Source organism: Nocardia sp. JCM 34519.1, from assembly GCF_020361265.1.
GTDB lineage: Bacteria > Actinomycetota > Actinomycetes > Mycobacteriales > Mycobacteriaceae > Nocardia > Nocardia arthritidis_A.
In genome coordinates this window covers 1-22,117 of record NZ_JAIRBR010000031.1, presented here as the reverse complement: position 1 = coordinate 22,117, position 22,117 = coordinate 1, and the positions used below count along the sequence as shown (strand labels likewise).

14 protein-coding genes are annotated in these 22,117 nt (G+C 67.1%); 7 read left to right on the top strand and 7 right to left on the bottom strand.

Going from position 1 to position 22,117, the window contains the following annotated elements; translation table 11 throughout:
* The first annotated feature begins 96 nt into the window (after window positions 1-96).
* From LGY53_RS40695 to LGY53_RS40675, 5 genes are all read left to right on the top strand, one after another.
* Entirely contained in the window at window positions 97-2,448 is a 2,352-nt protein-coding gene (locus LGY53_RS40695) for a BTAD domain-containing putative transcriptional regulator (protein ID WP_225732012.1), read from the top strand.
* A gap of 154 nt (window positions 2,449-2,602) precedes the next feature.
* On the top strand, window positions 2,603-3,388 hold the full coding sequence (locus tag LGY53_RS40690; protein ID WP_225732011.1) for a DUF4239 domain-containing protein: 786 nt from the start codon (window positions 2,603-2,605) through the stop codon (window positions 3,386-3,388).
* Entirely contained in the window at window positions 3,385-4,329 is a 945-nt protein-coding gene (locus LGY53_RS40685; RefSeq protein WP_225732010.1) for a hypothetical protein, read from the top strand. Before LGY53_RS40690 ends, LGY53_RS40685 begins: the two co-directional genes overlap by 4 nt.
* A gap of 168 nt (window positions 4,330-4,497) precedes the next feature.
* On the top strand, window positions 4,498-7,365 hold the full coding sequence (locus tag LGY53_RS40680) for an FAD-binding and (Fe-S)-binding domain-containing protein (protein WP_225732009.1): 2,868 nt from the start codon (window positions 4,498-4,500) through the stop codon (window positions 7,363-7,365).
* 3 nt (window positions 7,366-7,368) lie between these two features.
* Window positions 7,369-9,213: a thiamine pyrophosphate-dependent enzyme gene (locus tag LGY53_RS40675; RefSeq protein WP_225732008.1), complete on the top strand. Its 1,845-nt coding sequence runs from the start codon at window positions 7,369-7,371 to the stop codon at window positions 9,211-9,213.
* Between the two features lie 11 nt (window positions 9,214-9,224).
* Here the strand turns inward: LGY53_RS40675 and LGY53_RS40670 are convergent, their stop codons facing one another.
* A complete protein-coding gene (locus tag LGY53_RS40670; protein WP_225732007.1) occupies window positions 9,225-10,184 on the bottom strand; it encodes an acyl-ACP desaturase in 960 nt (319 codons plus the stop codon).
* Window positions 10,185-10,600: 416 nt separating this feature from the next.
* Here LGY53_RS40670 and LGY53_RS40665 point away from each other — a divergent pair, with 416 nt between their 5' ends.
* Both LGY53_RS40665 and LGY53_RS40660 read left to right on the top strand, forming a co-directional pair.
* Window positions 10,601-10,906, top strand: coding sequence for a helix-turn-helix domain-containing protein (locus LGY53_RS40665; protein ID WP_225732006.1), 306 nt, complete (start codon window positions 10,601-10,603; stop codon window positions 10,904-10,906).
* Window positions 10,903-12,159: a type II toxin-antitoxin system HipA family toxin gene (locus LGY53_RS40660; protein ID WP_225732005.1), complete on the top strand. Its 1,257-nt coding sequence runs from the start codon at window positions 10,903-10,905 to the stop codon at window positions 12,157-12,159. Before LGY53_RS40665 ends, LGY53_RS40660 begins: the two co-directional genes overlap by 4 nt.
* 44 nt (window positions 12,160-12,203) lie before the next feature.
* Here LGY53_RS40660 and LGY53_RS40655 read toward each other — a convergent pair whose 3' ends face one another.
* The 6 genes from LGY53_RS40655 to LGY53_RS40630 all read right to left on the bottom strand — a co-directional run.
* The gene (locus LGY53_RS40655) at window positions 12,204-13,265 is read right to left on the bottom strand and encodes a hypothetical protein (RefSeq protein ID WP_225732004.1); all 1,062 of its coding nucleotides are present in this window, start codon (window positions 13,263-13,265) and stop codon (window positions 12,204-12,206) included.
* A gap of 224 nt (window positions 13,266-13,489) precedes the next feature.
* Complete coding sequence (locus tag LGY53_RS40650) at window positions 13,490-14,047, bottom strand: PIN domain-containing protein (RefSeq protein WP_225732003.1); 558 nt, start codon at window positions 14,045-14,047, stop codon at window positions 13,490-13,492.
* Window positions 14,047-14,523 carry an excisionase family DNA-binding protein gene (locus tag LGY53_RS40645; RefSeq protein ID WP_225732002.1) on the bottom strand — a complete coding sequence of 159 codons (477 nt, stop codon included), beginning with the start codon at window positions 14,521-14,523 and terminating at the stop codon, window positions 14,047-14,049. Before LGY53_RS40645 ends, LGY53_RS40650 begins: the two co-directional genes overlap by 1 nt.
* A 118-nt stretch (window positions 14,524-14,641) precedes the next feature.
* Window positions 14,642-16,996: an SDR family NAD(P)-dependent oxidoreductase gene (locus LGY53_RS40640; RefSeq protein WP_225732001.1), complete on the bottom strand. Its 2,355-nt coding sequence runs from the start codon at window positions 16,994-16,996 to the stop codon at window positions 14,642-14,644.
* Entirely contained in the window at window positions 16,993-18,381 is a 1,389-nt protein-coding gene (locus LGY53_RS40635; protein ID WP_225732000.1) for a cytochrome P450, read from the bottom strand. Before LGY53_RS40635 ends, LGY53_RS40640 begins: the two co-directional genes overlap by 4 nt.
* Window positions 18,368-22,117, bottom strand: a 3,750-nt coding sequence (locus LGY53_RS40630; protein ID WP_225731999.1) for an SDR family NAD(P)-dependent oxidoreductase, incomplete at its 5' end; no start/stop codon positions are given. The genes LGY53_RS40635 and LGY53_RS40630, both read right to left, overlap by 14 nt.

Below are 22,117 nucleotides of genomic sequence, written 5' to 3'. Positions count from 1 at the left end.
TCGCGGAGCTACCGTTAGTGTCATGAGCGCTGCTTGCGAATTCCCTGCGGTTCGTCGGTACAGCGGTTCGGCTGCCGACCGGACGGCGTAATGCAAATGACGGAAGCGTCGCGGAATTGCGACAAATCCGGCTCAGCCGAATTCTGCGGACCACATCCGGTCGAGATCAGGCTGCTGGGCCGGTTCGCGGTCGTCCGGGACGGCGTTCCGGTCGCGCCGCGGTTGTTCGGCGGGCGGCAGGCACGGCGGCTGCTGCGGCTGCTCGCCGTGCGGCGCGGCACCCTGGTCTCCAAAGGAGTTGCGGCAGAGGCGCTGTGGCCGGGTAAGCAGCCCGCCGACCCCGTCGGCAATGTGGAGATCCTGGTCAGCCGCATCCGCACCGCGCTCGGCGACCGCACCCTGGTGGAAACCGGGCCCGCCGGATACACGCTGGTCGGCGACGATCGCATTCGGGTGGACACCGAGACGTTCCTGAGCAGCCTCGCCCAGGGGCACCTGGCGCTCGCGCAGGATCCGGCCGCCGCGCTTGCCGCATTGACCGCGGGACTGCGGATCTGGCGCGGCGACCCGCTGACCGAGGACGCCGACGCCGAATGGGCCCGCGAGCACCGGCGCCTGCTCTGCGACAAATACCTGCAGGCGCTGGAGGACACCGCGGCGGCAGCGCTGGCGATCGGTGACGCCGCGACCGCCGCGGCCTGGGCGCGAACGGCCACCGAACGCCAGCCGTTCCGCGAGGGTTCGGCGCTGCTGCTGGTGCGCGCGCTGGCCGCGGCGGGCGATCGCGCCTGCGCCCTAGAGGAATTCGACCGTTTCCGGATCAGGCTGGTCGACGAACTCGGTGTCGATCCCTCGGCCGAGGCGATGGCGCTGCGCCAGCGCATCCTCTGCGACGAGCTGCCACATACCGCGGAACCCGATGTGCCGCAACGGGATTCCGGTCGCCGCGCCGAGGTCCTCGCACTGCTCGCGGTCGCTAACCAACCCGTGCCCGCAACGCTTTTGGCATCGACGCTCGACGCGGAGCTGCGTTCCGCGCTGGCGGAGCTGGCGGTCCTGCACGAATCGCAGCTGGTCCGCGCTGACCGAGACGGTTGGCGGATCGCCTCGCCCGCACTGGAATCCGAAATCCGCGACGGTATCGAACCGGCCACCGCGATGCGGTTGCATCTGCTGTTCGCCGAGGCGCTGCATCGGCGCGGCGGCGATCCGGGCGCGGTGGCTGCGCATCTGGCGGCGGGCGGCGACGACCAACGCGCGACATCAACCTATATCACCGCGGCCGAGGAGCGGCTGCGCTGCGTATCCGACGACGACGCACTGCGTTACGCCGAGGCCGGGCTGGCCCTTCCGGTGCGCGGCACGCATCGGGCCGCACTGCTCGCGGTGCGGGCGGAGGCGCATCGGCGGCGCGGCGCACTCGACGCGGCCCGCACGGATCTGCGTGCCGCACTGGATGAAACCACGGTGGGTGTGCACAGATCGCGACTGCTCTCCCGCCTGGCGATCCTCGAAACCCGTTCGCGCGCAACCGCACTCGGCGAGCAGCTGGCGGAGCTCGCGGTCGCCGAGGCGGGGGACGATCCGGCGGCCCGCGGGCAGGCGCTCGCCGCCGCGGCGATCATCGATCTCACGCTGCCGAATTTCCAACGCGCACGGCGCAGATTCCGCCGCGCGCGTCAGCTGCTCGAACTCGGCGGCGATCCGAACGGGGCGGCCCGGGTGGTGTATTGGCGCTCGATGGCCAACTTCATGACCGGCCGGATAATGCGCGCCGAACGCCACCTCGACGCGCTCGTCGACCTGCCGCTGCTGCCCGACGAACTGCTGCGCCTGTGGAATCCGCGTGCCGCGCGCGGCTACCTCAAAGTGCTGATGGCACAACCGCACAGCGCGCTGGTGGATATCGAGGCGGCGCTGGCCTGGGCCGCCGCCGTCGACCATCCGGTGGTGCGCTGTTGCGGCCTGCGGCTGCGCGGTGAGGCGTCGATCGCGCTCGGCGATCTCGATCGGGCGCTGGAGGACGCCCAGACCGGCCTCGCCATCGCCCAACACATGGGGCATGCCGAGGAGACGGCCGCCGCCCTGCGGACGATCGGCATGATGTGGCAGGCCCGCGCCGAATTGGATCGCGCGGAGCAGGCCTTTCGCGCCTCACTCGATGCGGCACGGGCGGTCCCGCTCTATGCGGGCTGGGCGGCGGCCCGGCTCGGCCTGGTACTGGTCCGCCAGGGGCGGCACGCCGAGGCGGCGCCGCTCATCGAGGACGCCGTACAGCACCGGATCCCCCTGGTCCGGCACGAAGGACGTTGGGCCTACGCGGAATTGCTGTCCGCGCGCAAGGACGCGGCGGCTCGCACGGTCGCCCGCGACGCGCTCGACACCGCCCGGTCATCCGGGCATCTCGCGCTGGTCCGGCACTTGGCCGAGCTGGCCGAGGCGGGATAGCCCACCGAACTTCACCCAAGGCGGTCCGCAGACCGCACGGTACGAGTACGCTTCGAAACTGCTCCAGCTACGTTGCAGCTATATCGCGCTGAGGCCGTACGAATCGGCCGTTCGACCACGCACTCGGTAACAGTTCGACCGGGAACGGAGTGAGATGGCTGAGACCTTGCTCGTCGCCGTCTGCGCCGCCGCGATCGCGGTGGCGATATTCCTGGCCGGAGACCGGCTGCGTCCGCAATCCTGGCGGCAGTCCGGCGACGAAACATCGGGCGCGCTGGCCCTCGATCTGGTCAAGACGTTCTTCACCGCCGTTGTCGCATTCATCTTCATCGTCTGCTGGCAACAGCACCAGAACGCGCACGATCATACCGTCGCCGAGGCGAAGGGCCTGCTCGACACCTATTGGGCCGCGCAGGCCCTGCCGCCGTCGGAGCGGACACAGGTGCAGTCGCTGGTGCGCGGCTACACCGGTCAAGTGATCGAGCAGGAGTGGCCGCTGATGGAGAATCGCGGCCGGCTCAGCGAATCCGCCGCGGATACGCTCACCACCCTGCGCGAGACGACGGCGGCGCTGCGTTCGCCCGACCCGATCGTCACCGACGCGCGGTCCCGAACGCTGGCCGGCCTCGACCAGGTGGTGCGCGCCCGCAGCGACCGCGCCATCGACCTGAACCGCAATATTCCGCAATTCCTGTATCTCACATTGTATTTCGGCACCGCCCTGGTCTTGCTCAATCCGGTCCTCACCGGAATCAGGGTTACCTGGCGCAGCGTCACGATGATCGCGCTGCTCGGGATCGTCGTCGGTTGTGCGCTGTTGGCGCTGCGCGATATGGAGCGGCCGTTCTCCAGCGTCATGGGGATCTCGAAGGATGCGTTCGTCTACACCCAGTCACAGATCCAGCAGCCGCCTGGCGAACCCGGTGACAGCGCCAAATGAACCCGGGGGCCGCCGCACGCCTGCGCGGGTTGCTGACGGCCGGTGCCGTCCTGTCCGCGGCGATGCTCTCCGGAGGCAGGTCCGCCGCCGAACCGGTGATCCCGAATCTGCCGTTCATCGCCGATATCGCGACCGGCAGCACCGCGCCATCGGCCGCGCCGACCGGCAGTGCGGAAATCGGCAAACCACTCGCGTTCGCACCCGAGATCGTCAGCGCCGCAGCAGATTCCGATTCAGTAGCGGATCCCGGCTATCACCCGATCGCGCTCGGCCCCGCCGACGGCCCCCTCTCGGCGGCATGTGCGGGCAGTGCGGCGGCGGCCGGGTCGGCGCTGCTGCTCGGCTCCGCGACGGGCAGCGGCCTGCTCGGGCCCGCGGCGATCATTCCCGGCTCGGCCGAATTGGCGATGGGCTCGGTCGCCCCCATGCTGCTGGGTTCGGCGGCGCCCGCGATCGGCTCGGCGACCGTACTGCTCGGCGTCACGGGCTCCGCGATGACCGGCTCCGCGACCGCAGCCCTGCTGGCGGCGACCGGATCCACGCTGACCGGCTCGGGCGTGCCCGCGCTGCTCGGCTCGGCGGCGACCGACTCGGCGGCCGCCGCGCTGCTGCTCGGCGTGCTGGCCGCGCCGGGCGCGGGCAGTGCCGCGGCCGCGGGTAGCGCGCTGGTTCCGTGTCTGCTCGCCGTACCGGTGATTCCACCGACGCCCGGATTTCCGCTCGTCATCCCGCCTGCCGGCGCGCCGCCCGGCGCACCCGTCGTGCCACAACCCCCGGCGCCGCTACCCGCCGCCGCGCCGCAACCGGTCGCCGCGATCCCGTCGATCCCGGCGGCGGCCGAACCGGCGCCACCGGTCGAATTCGGCACCCTGGAACTGGTCACGGTGCTGATCGTGACGATCATCGCCGCGTCGGCGGCCAAGCGTGCGACCCAAGGGTGACCGACAGGCCGATCGAATTGCCGTGAGCTCGACGCCGACATCGTGTGGTGGCCAGGCGCATCGGCCGTAGCCGCCGAGCAGTGAGATCCGTTGCGCGCTGCCCGGTTTCGCCGGGGAAGAGCAGGGTATGGCGGCCCTGTCCCTGATCCCATCGGTGGAGGAGCCACCATGCGGGAGGCCGAACGACGGCGGCTCGCCGAGGCGCTGCGCGGGTGCGTGGCGGGCGAGGTGCGTTTCGACGACGGCAGCCGGGCGCTGTACGCCAACGACGCGTCAATCTACCGGCAGGTCCCGGTCGGGGTCGTCGTGCCGCGCGACGCCGACGACGTGCGCGGCGCGCTGGCGGTGTGCCGCGATTTCGGGGCCGCGGTCCTCGCGCGCGGCTGCGGCACCGGGCTGGCCGGTCAAAGCGTCAATGCCGCAGTGGTTTTCGATTTCTCCAAATATCTGAACTCGATACTCGAGATCGATCCGGACCGGCGGCTCGCCCGGGTGCAGCCGGGTGTCATCTGCGATGAATTGCGCTCGGCCGCAGCACCTTTCGGTCTGACCTTCGCGCCCGATCCGGCCACCCACGACCGCTGCACCATCGGCGGCATGATCGGCAACAACTCCTGCGGCACCCACTCCGTACTCGGTGGAAAGACCGTGGACAACGTGCTGTCGATGACGGTATTGACCGCCGACGGAACGGAATTCACCGTTGGCCCGACACCCCCGGCCGAACTGGCCGCCCGGCAGCGCGAACCGGGACGGACCGGCGACATCTACCGCGCGCTCACCGAGCTGCGCGACGAATACACGGCCCTGATCCGCACCCGCTACCCCGATATTCCCCGCCGGGTGTCCGGATACAACCTCGATGCGCTGTTGCCCGAGAACGGCTTCGACACCGCCAAGGCGTTGGTCGGCACCGAGTCCACCTGTGTTCTCGTGCTGGAGGCGACGCTGCGGCTCATTCCGAATCCGAGTCATCGCGCGCTGCTCGTGGTCGGCTATCCGGATGTGGCGACCGCGGCCGATCATGTCACCGAATTCCACGATCCGGAGCTGGTCGGTCTGGAATGCTTCGACGCCGGTGTCCTCGAGAACCTGCGCAAACACCTTGGCAGTCAATCGAGTTCGGCGGAATTGCCGTCCGGGCGGGCCTGGCTGCTCGCCGAATACGGCGCCGACGACCAGGATCGGGCGACCGCCGCCGCGGCACGAGTCGGGGATCGGATCGGCGCGCCCGGCTCGGCCCGGATATTCGAAGATCCGGACGAGCAGGACGAGGTCTGGGAAATACGCCGCAGCGCAATCGAATTCACCCGCATTCCGGGCGAGCACGCCGGACTCGCCGGCTGGGAGGACGCGGCGGTCGCGCCGGAGGTGCTCGGCGACTACCTGCGCGACTACTGTGCGCTGGTCGCGCGGTACGGCTATCACACCGTGCTGTTCGGGCATTTCGGCCAGGGCTGCGTACACAACCGGCTGGACCTGGATTTCCGCACCGCCGACCGGGTGGCCGCCTTCTCCCGATTCCTGGCGGACGCGGGCGATCTGGTGGTGCGCTACGGCGGATCATTGTCCGGCGAACACGGTGACGGGCAGTTGCGGGCCGACCAGCTGGTCAAGATGTTCGGGCCCGATCTGGTGACGGCCTTCCGGAAATTCAAGGCGATCTTCGATCCCGAGGGCCGGATGAATCCGGGCAAGGTGGTGGACCCCTTCCGGCCCGACCAGAATCTGCGCTCCGGACCGGACAGCAAAGTGCGAACCGTCCGAACCCATTTCGCGTACCGGGATGACGAACGCGGATTCGCCGACGCCGCCAACCGATGCTTCGGCATCGGCAAGTGCCGACATCTCGATGGCGGCGTGATGTGCCCGAGCTTCATGGTGACCCGCGAGGAACAGCATTCGACCCGCGGCCGGGCCCGGCTGCTGTTCGAGATGATGGAGGGTCATCTCGCCGACGGGCCCGGCTGGCGCGATCCGCACGTCAAAGGCGCACTCGACCTTTGCCTGTCCTGCAAGGGCTGCCGCTCAGACTGTCCCGTCGGGGTCGATATGGCCACCTACAAGGCGGAATTCCTGTCGCACTATTACGCCCGCCGACTGCGACCGCGCGCGGCCTACGCGCTCGGGTTGATTCCGTTGTGGGCCAAGGCCGCCAGCCACGCGCCCCGGCTCGCCAACGCGGCCCTGCGCGCGCCCGGCCTCGGCCGGATGCTGAAGTTCGCGGCGGGCGTCGCACCGGAGCGCGCCGCGCCCTCGTTCGCGCACAACACCTTTCGCGCCTGGTTCGGCGGACGGCAGTCGGCGGCAGGCGAACCGGTGCTGCTGTGGCCGGATACCTTCACCAACTATTTCCAGCCCGGCATCGGAATGGCCGCGGTCGAGGTGCTGACGGACGCCGGTTGTGCCGTGCAGCTGCCGGACCGCCAATTATGTTGCGGCAGGCCACTTTACGACTACGGCATGGTACCGACTGCCAAGCGGTGGCTGCGCCGCGCCGTCGACGCGCTCGGCCCGGCCGCGGCCGCCGGACTCCCGGTGATCGGGCTCGAACCCAGCTGCGTCGCCGTATTCCGCGACGAGCTGCGCAACCTGTTCCCCGACGACCTGGACGCGCATCGGGTCGCCAACGCCACCCGCACCCTCGGCGAATATCTGGTCGAACACGGCTATCACCCGCCCCGCCTGGCCCGGGAGGCACTGGTGCAGACCCACTGCCACGACCATGCCGTCCTGCGTCCGGACGCCGACCGTGAGCTGCTCGCCGCGATGGGTATCTCGGCCCGGTATCCCGATTCCGGATGTTGCGGTATGGCGGGCAGTTTCGGCTTCGAACGCGGTGAGCGCTATCGGGTGTCGATCGCCGCCGCTCAGCGGGTCATCCTGCCGCAGGTGCGGCAGGCCGACCCCGAAACCCTGCTGATCGCCAATGGTTTCAGCTGCCGCGAGCAAATCGCCCAGGCGACCGGGCGACAGCCGCTGCACCTGGCCCAAGCGATCCAATTGGCCATCGACGACGAGAAGGGCATGAAGTAACCCATGAGCGAACAGCACACGGCCGCAGACGTTCTCGTCGACCGACTGGTCGACTGGGGCGTCGACACGATATTCGGCCTGCCCGGCGACGGGATCAACGGTCTGATGGACGCACTGCGCAAGCGACGCGACGATATTCGCTACATCCATGTGCGCCACGAGGAGGTCGCCGCGATGGCGGCGGTCGGCTACGCCAAATTCACCGGCAAGCTCGGAGTCTGCTTCGCGACATCCGGGCCCGGCGCGATCCACCTGATGAACGGCATGCTCGACGCCAAGGTGGAACAGGCTCCCCTGCTTGCCATTACGGGCATGACCTATCACGACCTGATCGGAACGTCCTACCTGCAGGACATCAACACCGACTACGTGATGAACGACCTCGCCGTCTACAACGCCCGCATCATGGGCCCGCAGCACGTGCTGAACGTCACCGACTACGCCTGCCGCACGGCGCTCACCCAGCGCGGTCCCGCACATCTGGCCTTCCCCATCGATTACCAGGCCGCCGACGCCGAATCCGGAACCCGCTTCCAGCGCAACGTGTCCGGCCACACCTCAGCGAACTTCCAACCGCCGGTGCGCATTCCGGAACGCGAACTGCTGCGCCGGGCCGCCGACCTGCTCGGCGGGCGCAGCCGGGTCGCCATACTCGCCGGGGCGGGCGCCCGCGGGGCGGGATCGGAACTGGAGCAGGCCGCCGAGAAGCTCGGCGCGCCGATCATCAAGGGCCAGTTGGGCAAAGACTGCGTGCCGGACGACAGCCCGTACACCACCGGACCCGTCGCGCTGGTCGGCAGCCGCCCCAGTGAGGAGGCGCTGCAGGACTGCGACGCGCTGCTGATCGTCGGCAGCACAATGCCTTACCTCGAGTACTATCCGGAGCCCGGCCGCGCGGTATGCGTGCAGATCGATGACAAACCCGAGCGCATCGGCCTGCGTCACCCCGTCGACGTCGGGCTCTGCGGCGATGCCAAGGCCACCTTGGCCGAACTCGTCGCGTTGCTGCCGCGCAACGAGGACCGCACCTTCCTGGAGGAGGCGCAGCGCGGTATGCGCGACTGGTGGGATCTGATGGCCGAACGCGGCACCCACACCGACATTCCGATGCATCCGCAGGTGCCGACCTGGTATCTCAACGACGCGCTGACCGACGACGCCATCGTGTGCGGCGACTCCGGCACCGTAACCACTTGGGCGGCAAGGCTACTCAAGATCCGCGGCAACCAGCGGTTCAGCTTCAGCGGCACCAACTGTTCCATGGCCGCGGCGCTGCCGTACGCCATCGGCGCCCAAGCGGCGTATCCGGGACGGCAGATCGTCGCCTACACCGGGGACGGTTCGCTGACCATGCAGCTCGGCGACTTCCTCACCTGCGTTCAGCACGATCTGCCGGTCAAGGTCGTCGTCATCCGCAACGACACGCTCGGGTTGATCAAATGGGAGCAGATGGTCTTCCTCGGCAATCCGGAATACGGCGTGAACATGGCGCCGTTGGATTTCGTGAAATTCGCGGAAGCCTGCGGCGCCAAGGGATTTCGCATCGACGATCCCCGCCGCTGCCGTGATCAGCTGCTCGCGGCGCTCGGCCATCCCGGCCCGGTCATCGTCGAATGCGTAGTCGACGCGCACGAACCGCCGATCCCGGCCAAGGTCAAGAAGGACCAGGTGCGAAAGCTCGTCAGCGCCCTGCGCGAAGGCACCCCGAACCGCCGCCGCATCGCCCTGCAAATGGTCAAGGACATGCTCGACGAGGCCAGCTTCGACGCCAGCCCCGGCCACGTCATCCCCAACGCCGTCGGCCGAGCCGCCAGCCGCGTCGTCCACCGCCACGACGGAAAGGAATAAGAGGGGTCCGGTCAGGCACGGGCCGCCTCGCGGGCCAGCGCCCGATCGCGCTGCTCCTCGAACCTAGGGATCTTCACCTTTTCCATATCGTCGAGGAAGGCGGCGAGCCGTTCCCGGGTCTGTTCGCCGCGGGCGCCGAAATCGGTGCGGCCGAAGATATTCCACTGTCGCAGCACCGGCTGGAGCACTTCCTCCAGGTGCTGGCGCAGGTCGTAGACGCCATGTTTGGCCATCAGCACGCCGTTGCGGCGGAAGTTCGGCATTTGGGCGCCGGGCATGCGGAAGTTCTCGACGATATTGTCGATCGCGGCGATGGTCTGGTCGGGCGCCAGATCCAGGGCCGCGCCGCAGACGGTGCGGTAGAAGATCATGTGCAGGTTCTCGTCGGCGGCGATGCGTTGCAGCATCCGGTCGGCGACGTCGTCGGCGCAGACCCGGCCGGTATTGCGGTGGGTGACCCGGGTGGCCAGCTCCTGAAAGCTCACGTAGGCCACCGAGTGCAGGAATCCGGCGCCGTCGTCTTCGAGCGCGACGGCGGCGCGCGGAGCGAACCCGTTGGTCATGTGAACCATGCGCGCCTGCTCCAGCGCGATCGGGTCGACGCCGCGGGTCACCACCAGATAGTCGCGAATCACGGTGCTGTGCCGCATTTCCTCGGCGGTCCACCGACCGACCCAGGTGCCCCACGCCCCGTCCTGCGAGAAGTTCTCGGCGATCTCGCGGTGGTACGAGGGCAGGTTGTCCTCGGTGAGCAGATTGGTGATCATGGCGGCCTTGGCGACCTCGCTGAGCCTGGATTGTTCCGGCTCCCAATCGATTCCGCCGAGCATGGCGAAATTGCGCCCCTCGTCCCACGGCACATACTCGTGCGGCTGCCAGTCCTTGGACATGGCCAGATGCCGGTGCACACAGGTCTCGGCGACGGGTTCCAGTTCGGTCAGCAGCTCACGCTGGGTCAAATCACGCACCAATGTCGTTGTCCGCCTTTCCATTCGATGGCCCGGACGGCGATTTCGGCGCGCTGCCACCGATCTCGCCACGTGGCATGACATCACCGCGCCGAGCCCTCCCAGTAGGGCAGCAGGTCCCATGCCCGAAGGACCTTGGCCCACTCCCCGCCTCGCCAACCACGGCCTCGCCCCCAGACCCCGCCGACACCAACGAACGCGAGCGCGCCTCCGCCGAGCACAGCCACGGCCGCGGCCGACCTTCGTGCAACACCGCTATCGCTGCGATGGCAACGATTATCGACACGACAATCGAATGGCGCCCCGATCCACTAAGCTATCGTTGACATAGCAATGTTAATAACCCCGGAGACGCAGCCATCTGAGCAATCAACCCGTGCAACGATGCTAACGTCGACATAGCAACGATAGGAGCAGTGATGTCCAGGCCGAAACCCCGTAGACGGCCCCGCACGGAGATCGGCCCGCTCCCCACCTTCGGCGCTGCCATCGCCGAACGTCGTCATGCGCTCGGGCTGACCCAACTCGACGTCGCCGACCTCGCCGATGTCGGGCTGTCCTCGGTGCGCACCCTCGAGGCAGGACAGGCCTCACTGACGCTTGCGATAACACTTCGGATCCTCGACGCCCTCGGGCTGGCGCTTGTCAGCATGCCGCACACGGATGCCCGAGCCCTGCCGGGCAGCGCCATCGAACTGCGCACCATCCGGGAGGAGCAACCGTGACGACGCCGCCCGACCCGGCACAACTCCGAACCATCGATGAGGCCGACGTCTACAAGGCCGACCGCATCGCCGGACAATTGCGCCGCGAACGTGACGACGTCGTATTCACCTATGCCGAGCCATATCTCGCCGATCCATCGACGCCACCCGTCGCATTCACATTGCCGAAGCAGCGAGGCGGTTTTCGAGCGACCGGCGGATCGGTCCCGGCCTTTTTCGCGGGTCTGCTACCCGAAGGTCTCCGACTCACCGCCATCACCACGGCCACACGGACCAGCGAAGACGATCATTTCAGCATCCTTCTGGCAGTCGGCGCGGACACGATCGGCGATGTCCGATTATTACCCGGCGGAGCCGTCCCGGATGACCCGCCGCCACTGTTCGATACGACGGATACAACCGATGCCGATTTCACGGCCTTGTTCGCCCGCGCCACCTCGGCGAAGGCCGACGATCTCGACCGGACCGCGATCCCCGGCGTGCAGATCAAGGTATCCGCGCAAATGGTCTCCACACCGATATCAACCGCGGGCGGCCCGGCCATTCTCAAACTCAACCCACCCGACTATCCATATCTGGTCGAGAACGAGAACTTCTTTCTCGACATGGCCGCCTCATGCGGCATACACGTTCCGAGCCACCACCTCGCCGCCGACAGGAACGGCCGGACAGCGCTTTTCGTCGACAGATTCGACCGCATCGTCGAACGCGGTCAGGTTCGCCGCCTCGCACAAGAGGACGCCTGCCAGGTCTTAGGGCGATACCCGGCCGCCAAGTACCGAATTACCTTGCAGGAGGCCATCAAAGGCCTTGCCGATGCGGTCGCGGACGGCCGCGGCTCGCTTCCACAGGCCATGCTGCGAATGCTGGAAATCGCGGCCTTCAGTTATCTCATCGGCAACGGCGACCTACACGGCAAGAACTTATCGATCCGGCAGAACGCCGAGGGGATCTGGGAGGTGACCCCGGCATACGACCTTCTCAGCACCCAACCGTATCTGAGCTGGAACGATCCAATGGCACTGCAGTTGTACGGCCGCGACCGAAAACTTGCTTATCGCTGGTGGTCAGAAGCGGCCACCCGCCTCGGAGTCCCCACCCGTGCGATCAACCGCAGCTTGACCCGAATCGTCCGAGCGGCGGAGCCATGGATCGACCGCATACCCGAAATCGGATTCGACGAAAAGACCACCCAACACCTGGCAACCTTGATCGCCGAACGACGCAAAGAACTCCACCCGACGACACCTTGAATGCCCTGCTCGATAGAGTCCGGCGGCTGACCGTACTGACTGCGCTACCGCCCGGTGGCGTTCATGACGGTCTCCGCGACGTCGAGGGCGGGTTTGGGGTCACCCTGGTCGGTGAAGAGGCCGAAACCGCTCAGGCCGGGGATCAGGTTTGGTACGTCGGTCAATTCGTAGAAATAGAGTGACCGAACACCGTAGGCGCCACGGAACAGCGAGACCGCGGCGAGGATCCGCTGCCAGAATTCGGCCTGCGCCTCGTATCCGGCCGGACCGGTCGGCGTGGGATAGCCGACCTCGGTGATGTCGATCGGCAGCGTGACCGGCAGCCCGATGTATGCCATCCAGCACCGCGCGGACGCCATTCCCTGCAACTCACCGGCCTCGAGGTAGTCGCCGATCGGTGTCGCGGCGCTGGCCGGATTCGGATAGGTGTGCAAGCCGAAGAAGTCCACCGAACGAATGAATTCCGGAGTCGATATGGCTCGTAGCTGATCCCAGAAGCCCGGGAAAATGCCGAAATCGTAGTCCCAATCGAATGCCACCTGCAGCCCGTAACCGTGACCGACCGCCGTCTGTTTCGCCACGATCACGCCGTCGACGACATCGCGCACCACGTCGGGACTGCTGCCGTCGGTATTCGGCGTCCCGGGCAGGTTCGGTTCGTTGGTGATTTCCACCGCCGACAACCAGGCTCCGTTGTCGGCGATGATCCGGCGCACGAATTCGACGAACGCGTCGTGCGGTACGCGATCGCCGCCCTTCGGTTCGTCATTGATATTGAGGCTGATCCGAAATCCCTTGTCCGCCAAGGACCGCAGCGCACCGAGCGTATTCGACAGCATCTCCGGCGTATTCGCCGCCGAAACATAGGAGTGCACGGTGAAATTCGGCAGATCCCCCCGCATCCGGTGCGCCAACGCCGCCGACCGAGGCGTGAGTTCCTCATCGATCACACCGAATGTCATCGGCCCCGCGGACGGCAGTGGCGGCAGCAGCGGCAGCGCCGAGGTGCAGGGAATGAGTGGTTGCGCGATAACGGGCGCCGGAAACACGACTCCTGCGCACACAAGCACCACGACGCCGCTGAACAACCTCCTGCTGATCGACATCGCTACCTCCGCTCGCGGGTAACAAACCGAATCAAATGCTAATCCCCCACAGACCGCCGACCCGGAATTCCCCGGCAGTGTCCCCCATCGAATTCCCGCTGGTAGACACGCAGCGGCACAACAACCGCATTCCTCGGAGCTGGAATATATGGCGACACAACCAAAGTCACCGACCAACCCTCATCGATCGGCAGGCCGAGGCGACCAACCACGGCCGAAGCCGCTCAGTCGAGGCGCCTGCGCACCTCTGCCGCGAAGCCCGGTACGCCGGAGCGATCAAGCACGTCGAGTAGGCCCTGAATGTGTTTCGGAGGGCGTTTATGCTCGGCCACTTGTCGGCGCAGCAGCTTTATCACCTGCCCAGGAGCCAGATCCAACATGTCCAGTAGGAAGGCGTCTGGGTGCGATAACTCGGGGAAGCCCTCACCGATGGGCCTGACCTCGAAGTCTTTGAGATTGAAAGTGAGCAACACGTCGGCACCGCCGTACAACGCCGCAGCGAGCACATGGCGGTCCTTGGGATGATTCTCCATCCTCTCGACGAGGTCCTCATACCCCTCGACCAACGCGTCGGTGAAGAAGCCTTTCAAAGTGCTGATGAGGCGATCGACCTTCGCGGCGGCATCGTCGCCGTCGCACCTTGCACACAGATTCCGCCGCAGTTCAAATAGTATTTCCGCCGACCACAACGGTTGAATCAGATCCGCTTCGGCGAGACGCAGAATGGTGTCGCGCAGATGGGCCGGGTAAAGGACACAGGTGTCGATGAATACTCGTTGCATCAGTCGTGCCGCCTGAGCAACTCCGGTGGATCGTCATCGTAGAGGCCGAGGTCTTCGGAAATCCTGGTCAATTCGGACAATCCAGCGGTCCGCTCGGCACGCCGATATTCCCGGAAGGCCAGCACATCGGTCAGCCGAACACGACGGTGCCGTCCGGGTCGGGTGAACGGAATATCTCCCGCATCAAGAAGTTTCACGAACGTGGGTCTGCTCATACCCAACAGCTCGGCCGCTTCCTGCGTCGTCAGCGTGGTGTGCAGCGGCGCGACGGTGACCGCTTTGCCTTCGGAGAGCGCGAGCGCCACCAGGCGAAGGCCCTCGAACACTTCAGCAGGCAAGGTCACTACCTCACCAGCAGCCGACTGAAGGACGGTCGCCTCGGCCGACGGTGGTGTGGCCTCCAAGAATCTCCGCACCTCGGCAATCTCGTCCAGATGCTCCGGCAGCAGCGTGCGCTCGCTCAGCTTCTCCGTCATCACGCCTCCTAAGACCAGCCATTATGCCGCACTTTCGAATAAATCGAAAGCAACCGTCGCGTATCGAGAACGGCTCGCCGACGGCGGACGGAAAGCCGGTGGCATTCGGTAAGAGGCGTTAACGGAAAGTCGCTCGCCGCATGGTCAGTCGTTCGGCTCCTTCGGGTGTGAACGCGGTGCACCGGTCCCCGGTGATATCGACAGGACCGGACGAGCCGGTGTGGGTGCTGATGTCGACCGCGTCGATGGTCAGGACGGCTGGGTGTGCTGGGGCCTGGGTCCGGTACAGCTGGCGTACCAGCGTTTCCAGCTGGTTCAGCGGGAGGTCCGCGCGGGGGGCCGGGGTGATCGGGACGAGGTCGCGCATCCGGTCTGCCTCGATGTGGGGATCGTCCGATGACTGTCCGAGCCGAAACATATGGCCTGCCCAGTCCAATCGCCGCACCGGCGTGCCTTCGATCGCTTCCACAGCGTCCGGCAATGGCGGGGCCGCACCGTAATACACCTCCGCTCGCGCGACGAGCGCACCGTCGGGCCGGGTGACGCGAATCCGAGTCCGCCAGCTGCCGCGCGCGTACCAGGCTCCCTCGACCGTCCCCCGCAGCCGGACCCCGCCGTCGACCCGCAGCGCGGACAGTGCCACGGTGACCTCCCGCAGCGCGACCAGGGGAAGATCGGCGTTCTCCGGCTGCACCCAATCAGCCAGGGCGCGCATGCCTTCCAGCAGGATGCTCAGGGGGATGGCGGGCGCGCCGTCGACGCGAAAGTCGTTGCAGCACGGCCACGTTGCCGGATCGATGTCCAGCTCGGTCTCCAGCAGAGCGCCGCTGACGAATCGCCGCGGTCGCCCTAGGAACAGGCGGCGGTTGGCGAGGCGGTCCACCGCCGCGAACTCGGGGCTGGGCGGATAGCCGCGTAACACCGTCGGCAGCAGTGCTTTACCGAATTCGCCGATGTAGGTGCGTTCCCCCGAGCCACCGGCCAGGATCTCCCGATGCCAGTGGTGCAGCCCTTCCGGCACCGCCATGGCCGACATGTAGGCAAGGGTCGCTTCGTAATTCGTGATGATGCCCAAGCGCTCCCAGGTAGGCCAGCACATCGTGGTCACCGGGATGCGCCGCGACCGGCCCGCCTGCTCGGCACGGGTGGCCGCCCACAGGCCGATTCGGCTCAATGCCTCATTGGCGGCGGCATATTCGAGTTGCCCGACCATGCCGCCCATCCGGCCGGCGAGCGAACCCGCGATGCTGAAGAACCGCACCGGCGGACGATCGGCGAGCGCGTCCAGGAGATTCAGCAGGCCAACGACTTTCACCGATACGGTTCGGCGGATATCGTCGGTCCTCTTGGCGGGCAATCGGACCGGTGTATCGACCCCGGCATTGTGCACCACTCCGGCCAGCCGGGTTCCCGCGGCGGCGAGCAGGGCGCGTACCTGGTCCGGATCGGTGACATCGCAACGGTGATAGACGATGTCGAGTCCCTCGTCGCGAGCCGCCGCCAGTGCGCACACCAGATCTCGATTCCAGCGGGCGCGAGCCAGGTCGGCGCGAGTCGCGGCGATCGTCCCGGTAGTCCGTGCGGCAATCAGCAGGTTGTCGCGACGGTCGCGAAACTCGCTGTCGGACAGGCTGTTCACCGGATCATCGGGGTCGGGCGCCGGCCCGCGACCGCTGACGATCACCCGGCAACCGTGCGCGCGGCACAGGGTTTTCGCCAGTTCGAAACCGATGCCCCGCCCGCCGCCCGACATGACGACGACATCGCCGGGCCCCAGGGACAGCGCCGGTTCGGGCACCTCGGCCCGCTCGGCGACCAGGCTGTAGCGACGTCCGTCGGCATATCCGATTTCGAAGTGATCCCACCGGTACGGCTCGCGGCAGATCGCGTCCGCGTCGAGCGGGTCATCGGCCAGGTCGACGATGCGAACGTTCACATTGTCGAATTCGCGTGGCAGGCTTTTCGCCAAACCGGCCCACAGCCCGCCCAGCGGCTGGGAGATCGGACCGTCGGCGAACCCATGCCTGCCGCCCATGCGGGTGACGACGAGGTAGAACAAACGGTCGGTGTCGGTTTCGGCGCGCCAGTCGTCAAAACACTGCCGCAGCAACCCGATCGATTGAAGCAGTGGCGGCTCCCACTCGTACCGACGCGAAATATCCAACTGCGCTTCGATATTCAGGTCGATCACGCCATCGATACCGCCCGCGGACCGGTAGAAACCGGCTACGTCGGCGTCGGGGGCCAGCCGATGTGGTTGTGCGCCCGCCCTATGCAACGCGGCAACGATGGCGTCGGCGGAGGCCGCGCTGCCGCCGACGACGGCCACCCGGCGCCCGGCCAGCCGCGGGCTCGGTTCCGGCGGCAATGCGGGCACCTGGATCGGACGCCAGACGAATCGCTGCACGGGCAGCACCGAACGGTCGGCTGGGTAAACGATTTCCGCTTGTCCGGCATGCACTGTCACGTTCATCGCGACCTCGGCTCGACCCGCAGCACAACCCCGTTCTCGGGCCGCAACGTCACATAGGTGGACAGCTCGGCGGAATGCCCTGGGACCGCGGTGATCCGGAACCGGGACACGATCATCGCCAGCGTCAGCTGCATCTGCATCAACGCCATGGCGTGTCCGATGCATTTGCGCTGCCCGCCGCCGAACGGGAAGTACGCGTACTTCGGCCGGTCGGCCGCGACCGTCGGATCGAACCGGTCCGGGTCGAATTGCAAAGGGGTGGACCAGAACTCGGGGTGCCGATGGGTAGCGTAGGAGCACAGGAACAAACTGTCCCCGGCCGGGATGTGCCAGCCGTCCACCTCGTCGTCGGCCAGCGCTTGGCGCGGGTAGACGTAGACCGGCGGATGCAGTCGTAACGTCTCGTCGGTGACCGCCTTCGTATACGCGAGCCGCGATAAATCGGAGAGCACGGGGTCGCGGCCCGCGAACACCTGCTGGGCTTCGGCGAACATCCTTTCCTGCACCTCGGGATGTCGCGCCAGCTCGTACAGCGCCCAGGACAGGCCGGTACCGGTGGTCTCGTGCCCGGCGATGAACACCGTCATCAACTCGTCCCGTACGTTCTCGGTGGTCAACGGCCGCCCGGTGGCCGCATCGGTGGAATTCAGCAGCAGATTCACCAAATCCCGCCGGTCGCCGTGCGTTCCGCTGCGATGCACCTCGATGATCCGGCCGGCCATATCGAACATCGCCGCCTGCGCGCGGGCCACGCGACGGTGATAGGGCAAGGACAGCCACGACGGCAGCAGCTGAACCACGGTGCCCTGGAACACGATCGCCTCGATCACGGTTTGCATGGCCGCCCCGATCCGGGGCCAATCCGGCTCCAGGTCGGTGTCGAACATGATCCGGCCCAACGCACCCAGGCTGATCCGCATCATGTCGGGCACCACATCTTCGATGACCGGGCCACCGGACGCGGCCCAGCCGTCGAGCACCACGGTGGTGGACCGCACCATCTCGTCGGCCATGGCATCGATCGCGGTCTTGTGGAACAGCGGATTGACCAGCCGGCGCCGATTACGCCACGATTCGCCGTCCATGGTCAGCAGACCCCGACCCATGAACAGCTTGAACCATTCGTAGGCGATACCGCGCACGTAATTGCCGTTGTTCTCTTGCAGCACATGCTGAACCGCATTCGGATGGTAGGCGATGTTCACGGTGAACAGGCCCAGCGGCAACCGCACCATATCGCCGTACCGACGGTGCAAGCCGGCGAGGAATTCGGGCGCATTGTCGCCCAGGGCTCGGGCATTGCCGAGGATGTGGCGAAATCCGTTAGGGCCTGGCGGGATTCGGTTGGTGGACGGGGTGGTGACGGTCATTTCAACGGCTTTCACTGCTAGAGAGAATTGAGTTGGTCTGTTGCGTTGCGGGAGTGAGGAATCCGATCGGAGCCCAGTCGACGTCGGTGAACGACACGACGACCCGGCCATCCCGGCGGACCGCCGCGAAACGGTTGTCCCCGGCGGCCGGTACGACCGCGTAGAGCTCGATCGGTTCCGGTGCGAGCAGTGCGTCATTGGTGTGCTCGTAGAGATCCAGGCGCCCGATGCGGCGCGGTGCCACGATCGGGATTGCCCCGTCGGCGTCCGGTTCGGCGAGTGCGCCGGTGCGCAGCAATCCATCGAGCAGCAGCGTCGGCACCCGGAAGCGGGAGAACAACGGGTCATCGGGTGCCACCCGCAGCCGAGCGGTGGCGCGCTTGCCGAGCGGATGCAGCCGGGTATCGGTGGTCGAGACGAACGGCCCCCGCAGCGAAATCGGGGACGCCGCATCGTGATACGCGTCGATAACCGGTATTTCGTCGGCCGGATACCAGTCCGGCCACCGCGGCGCGGGCGGCAGCACCGGTGACAGCAGAGCGGTCACGGTGAAGTGTGGCCGGTCGGTGATCAGCACGGTGCCGTTCGGCGCGACGACATCGCCGGTGACGGTGACCGCCACCCTCGTTCGGACCGGATCCTGTCGAATCACCTCGGCCCGAATGCGTTTCACCTGCGGCCGGTTACCGAGCTTCAGGAAATGGTGCAGCTCCAGATCCTCCAGCGCGTGGACTCGCAGTCCCGGCAGCAGTGCGGCGGCCGCCTCCACCGCCATCTCGGCGGCGAAAGTTGCTGGCAGCGTGGGTGATCGGTGCACCTGATGGTCGGCCAGGTAGGGATCCGTCGTCAGGTCGAAGGTCCGCTCGTGCACCGCCCACGGCCTGCCCTCGGTGGCGCCGGAGGCGATCAGGCGATCGCGGTAGAACGGGCGCGGAGACGGGCCGAGGAAACCGGGTAGCAGGGCGTCGATGGTGCCGTACTCCGCGACACCCAGATGCGCCACCTGCGGCCGAGGATGCTCGATGTGCTCCATAAAGCGGTGCACGCCTTCGGCGTTGGTGAATTTCGAGTACCGACCGCTCTTGTCGTAATAATCCTTGGCCAGCCCGTCCGCCGCCAAACCCACCTCTGCCCAACGGGTCCAGCCGATAGTGGTTTCGCGACCGGGCTCCCGCACCGCGCGAGAAGAGGCGGACGTGGCGAGAAAATCGTTGCCGCAGGTGTAATCCACCTCTCCGACCTGACCGGTGATACCGACCAGTGAGCCGAAATTGCACCACAGCCGCGGCGGGTGCGCGGCCAACGCGACCCGCAGGTTGGTGTACCCGACGAGCTTGATATCCCGGATGGCGCGGAATTCGGCGAAATCCTTGACCGCGATCCGGGACGACCGATTGCGCCCGGCCGCATTGACCAGCAGGTCGATCCGGCCGGACTCACCCAGTATTCGATCGACCGCATGCCGCACCGAGGCCAGGTCGGTCACATCGCATTCCAGATAGGTCACCTCCGCGCCGACCGCGGCGATCCGTTCCAGGGTGGACCGGGCGCGGCGCACATTGGCGATGTTCTGGTATTCGGCGTTGAGCGCACCCGGCCTCCGGGTCGGATCGGCGGCCAGCCGGGTACGAATGAAATCGCGTTTGGCCGTGGCGAATTGCTCGTCGGTCAGACTCAGGTAATCGGCGGGCGCGCCGTCGATATCGGAACTGCCGAGCAGATAGAAACGGCCACCGAACCGTTCGGCCACGGCCACCATCAATTCGGCGGTAATGCCACGCGCACCACCGACCGCGACGATTACCGAGTCCCGGTCCAACTGCGCGCCACCTTCGGTGCCGCCCGATTCGACTGTGTGCCAACCGATGCCGCGGTCGGTGACCGGCGGAACGCCCGGCCACCCGGCGGGCTCCGCCTCGGCGACCAGTCGGCCCGTGTGCCGAATTCCGGCGGCGTAGTATGCGACCGGCAGGCCGCGCGCCCGCATCGATTCCGACTCCGCCTCGGCGACAGCGGATTTCGCCGCACTGTTGGTCACGATGGCGAAAGTGAGACCCTGTTCGCGCTCCAGGTGGGCGACCTTGACGAATCCGGTGAACACCCCGACATAAGGGTTTGGCGTTGTGCCCGTCATCGAGTCCGTCAGCACCGCGATGGTGCTCGACTCGGGCATCGCCAACGCCCGGGCCCGCTGCCGAGTGACCAGGAACAGCAGATCGTGCAGCGCCTGGACGCGCGCGGTCAGCTCCGACGTCACCTCGGTGCCGAGCGCGGTCACCAGTCGCAGATGCCGCAACCCGGCCTCGGGATCGAGCCGATCCAGCAGCGCGGCAATGGTTTCCGGCGTCACATCGGCGATATGCACGGCCCGCGGATGCCGCGCCAGCGCGAGTACGGTCACACTGTCCGGCAGGGTGAGCTCATCCAGGACGGTCGCGTCGTCGGTGAGCAACAGCGTCGGCGCGTCGGGCCAGAACGGGGTGGGCGGCCGCACCACCGTGCCGGGGTCGGCGACGAGCTGCCAGGTGTGCACATCAATGCTCGCAACCGGATTCGCGCTGTCATCGGTGAAACCGGCGCTCTGCTCGAGCCGCTTGACAGTGGGTTCCTCGGCTCGGGCGTCGGCGCCTTCGACCCCGATGATGAGATCGGGAGCGTCAGCGCCGCCTCGGCACACCACGAGGGCTCTGCCGTCGCGGCCGACCGTGCGGAGAGCGCGGAGTATGCCGACCGCACCCTCGGCGGCGAGGAATGTGGCGCGCTGTGCCGATGGTGTTGCGCCGCACTCGATTACGGAAGGTACATCGTTCGTGGCAGGGTTGGTATCGAGATAGCCGAGGATCGGCAAGTCCTCGGCCCGAGCGGTTTCGGGGGTGGTGAGGGCCAGCAGGAACGCGCCCTCCGCCAGCTCCACCTGCTCGGGCAGCATCGTGGCGAGCAGTTCGCGCTGCTCCGGGGTGCTGTTGCCGTTGATCCCGCCCACCAGAGCCATACTCAGTTCACCGGTCCGCAGGTAGCGGCCCGCGATATCGATGGCGCTCACCGCCGAGGTGAACCCGGTGTCGACGGTCATATTCAGGCCGTTGAGCCCGAAGTAGTTCGCCACCCGTGCGGGAATGACATTCGGCATCATGCCGGGAAAGGTGTCCTCCGTCGACGGCGGCACCAATGCCTTGATGTCGGCCGCGATGTCGGCGAGCACCTCATCGAGCCAGGGGCCGCCCTCATCCTCTCCAACGAGATCGGCGTCACCGCGCAGCGCGGTAGCGACATCGTCGAGGTAGCAGCGCAGCGCGTACAGCGTCGCATTGCGGGTGCCGCCGAAATGGCCGAGCACCACACCGGTATCGCCTTGCCTGCGGGTCCAGAAGTCGCCGAGCTCATCGCGGATCGACCGAGCGCAGGCCAACACCATCAGCTGGCAGCGGTCGATGGCGCGCATGGTCGGCGGCGGCATCTTCACCTGGGTGAGCGGCGGCAGCGGGTACCGGTCACCGAAGCCGACCCGCGCCGCCGGATCGGCAAGCCACTCGTCGAGCGACATCGCATCCGGCAGATGCGTCGCGACCGCGACCACCGCGAGCCGTGACTGTTGCGCGCCAACGCCTTTCGCACGAAGCGAGGAAATCGTTGATACAGCAGCGGGTTCGACTACGATCGGCTCGGCCGCAACGGGCTCGGCCGCAACGGGCTCGGCCGCAACGGGCTCGGCCGCAACGGGCTCGGCCGCAACGGGCTCGGCCGCAACGGG

Coding starts and splice junctions, on each gene's coding strand:
- LGY53_RS40695 (WP_225732012.1), top strand. CDS start 97: ATGACGGAAGCGTCGCGGAATTGCGACAAATCCGGCTCAGCCGAATTC.
- LGY53_RS40690 (WP_225732011.1), top strand. CDS start 2,603: ATGGCTGAGACCTTGCTCGTCGCCGTCTGCGCCGCCGCGATCGCGGTG.
- LGY53_RS40685 (WP_225732010.1), top strand. CDS start 3,385: ATGAACCCGGGGGCCGCCGCACGCCTGCGCGGGTTGCTGACGGCCGGT.
- LGY53_RS40680 (WP_225732009.1), top strand. CDS start 4,498: ATGCGGGAGGCCGAACGACGGCGGCTCGCCGAGGCGCTGCGCGGGTGC.
- LGY53_RS40675 (WP_225732008.1), top strand. CDS start 7,369: ATGAGCGAACAGCACACGGCCGCAGACGTTCTCGTCGACCGACTGGTC.
- LGY53_RS40665 (WP_225732006.1), top strand. CDS start 10,601: ATGTCCAGGCCGAAACCCCGTAGACGGCCCCGCACGGAGATCGGCCCG.
- LGY53_RS40655 (WP_225732004.1), bottom strand. CDS start 13,265: ATGTCGATCAGCAGGAGGTTGTTCAGCGGCGTCGTGGTGCTTGTGTGC.
- LGY53_RS40650 (WP_225732003.1), bottom strand. CDS start 14,047: ATGCAACGAGTATTCATCGACACCTGTGTCCTTTACCCGGCCCATCTG.
- LGY53_RS40645 (WP_225732002.1), bottom strand. CDS start 14,523: ATGACGGAGAAGCTGAGCGAGCGCACGCTGCTGCCGGAGCATCTGGAC.
- LGY53_RS40640 (WP_225732001.1), bottom strand. CDS start 16,996: ATGAACGTGACAGTGCATGCCGGACAAGCGGAAATCGTTTACCCAGCC.